Source organism: Mesorhizobium sp. M5C.F.Ca.IN.020.32.2.1 (assembly GCF_004023105.1).
Taxonomy (GTDB): domain Bacteria; phylum Pseudomonadota; class Alphaproteobacteria; order Rhizobiales; family Rhizobiaceae; genus Mesorhizobium; species Mesorhizobium wenxiniae.
In genome coordinates this window covers 1-1,783 of the sequence record NZ_RZSX01001101.1, presented here as the reverse complement: position 1 = coordinate 1,783, position 1,783 = coordinate 1, and the positions used below count along the sequence as shown (strand labels likewise).

Annotated in this window: 2 protein-coding genes; one reads left to right on the top strand and one right to left on the bottom strand. The window is 63.8% G+C overall.

Annotated features, from left to right (window positions below):
• Positions 1 to 1,082: mannitol dehydrogenase family protein (locus EOA86_RS33280; RefSeq protein ID WP_164892264.1), on the top strand; the 1,082-nt coding region annotated here is incomplete at its 5' end.
• Positions 1,083 to 1,133: 51 nt separating this feature from the next.
• On the opposite strand, the gene lepB is transcribed toward EOA86_RS33280, so the two are convergent.
• The coding region (gene lepB / locus EOA86_RS33275) for a signal peptidase I (protein ID WP_128345428.1) at positions 1,134 to 1,783 on the bottom strand (650 nt) is incomplete at its 5' end.

The window sequence follows — 1,783 nt, the reverse complement described above, 5'->3', positions numbered from 1 at the left end:
ATCTCAGGGCGGCGGGTGGCGGACTGGACACAGCCCATCCCGACATTGTCCTCGATCTGGCCGACCCGCGCACGCCGCGAACGGCGCATGGTTTTCTCGTCGAATCGCTTGCGCGCCGCCGCGCCGCCGGTATCCAGCCATTCACCGTGCTGTGCTGCGATAACCTCCCGGCCAATGGCGCCACGCTGCACCGGCTGCTGGTCGAATTCGCCGCGTTGCGCGGCACCGATCTCGCCCGCCATATCGCCGACGAGGTGGCATTTCCGTCGAGCATGGTGGATCGCATCGTGCCGGCGACCACCGATGCCGACCGGGCACGGATATCAGGCCAGCTCGGCATCGAGGACGCCTGGCCTGTGATGACCGAGCCGTTCTGCCAATGGGTGGTCGAAGATGATTTCCCGGCGGGCAGGCCGGACTGGGAAAGGTTCGGCGTTACCATGGTCGGTGATGTCGGGCCGTTCGAGGACATGAAGCTGCGCCTGCTCAACGGCTCGCATTCGGCCATCGCCTATCTCGGCCTGCTCAGCGGCTACGAGACGGTCGACCGCGCCTTCGCCGATCCGGCGATCCGGCAATTCGTCGACGGATTGTGGGCCGAAGCCATCACAACGCTACCGAAAGACGCCGGGCTCGACACGGCCGACTACACCGCCCAGCTTGCCAAGCGCTATTCGAACACCGCGCTCGCCCATCGGACGGCGCAGATCGCCAATGACGGCAGCCAGAAACTGCCGCAGCGCATCGTTGCCTCGGCCATGGAGCGGATGAGTGCCGGTGCGCCGCCCGCGCATCTGATGCTGGTGGTAGCCGCCTGGATCGCTGCTTGCGAGGCGCGCGGCGAAGCCTTGCCGGAAAGCCATTTCACCGACCCGCTCGACTTGGTCCTGGCTGCACTCGACACTCGGCATCTGTCGGCGGGCGAAACGGTGGCGGCGGTGTTCGACCTGGCCGGCTTCGCCAAGGGCGGTGCTGAGCGCCTGACGCTGATCGACCTCGCGGCCGCCCATCTCGAACGCTTGCGCCAGGGCGGCGTGGCTGCCGCTTTCACAGCGCTGGGCATACAGTGTGCGAAAACATGAGGCAGAACCGCGCGCCGTCGTGCGTGCGGTGGAGGCGGCGACGACTTGAAGCTATTTGCCTGTCAGACCGTCCAAGGTGTGCCGTGACGAGTAGTCGACACCTCTGGAGTTCCAAAACAGGCGAACGCCCTTGCCGACCAAATTCTCATACGGAATAGTGCCCATATCAAAACGGCTATCGGCGGAACTGTCGCGATTGTCGCCAAGCATGAAGTAGCGGCCGGCCGGAACGACAACAGGCTGGGTGTTGTCGCCCGTCGATCCGTCGATCACGTCGAGGACCGAGTAGGAGACGCCGTTCTGCAATGTTTCGCGCTGCACTTTGGGCGACCGGATTTCATCGGAGGAGTAAGAACCGGTCTCTTCAAGCTTCACCGCATGGTCGTTGATGCCGTCGATCATCTGGATCTTGTCGCCAGGAAGGCCGACAATGCGCTTGATGTAGTCGGTGCTGGGATCAGACGGCCGCCTGAAGACTGCGATATCGCCTGGCGCCGGCGCCGTGTCGAACGTCCGCCCTTCGATCGGCAGCAAGCCAAAGGGGACGCTGTGGCGGCTGTAGCCGTAAGCAAATTTGGACGCGAACAGATAGTCGCCGACCTCAAGCGTTGGCACCATGCTGCTCGCCGGTATTGAGAATGGCTGAAACACGAACGACCGGAACGCAAACGCAGCCAGAGACGAGGCCAGGAAGGCCAGAA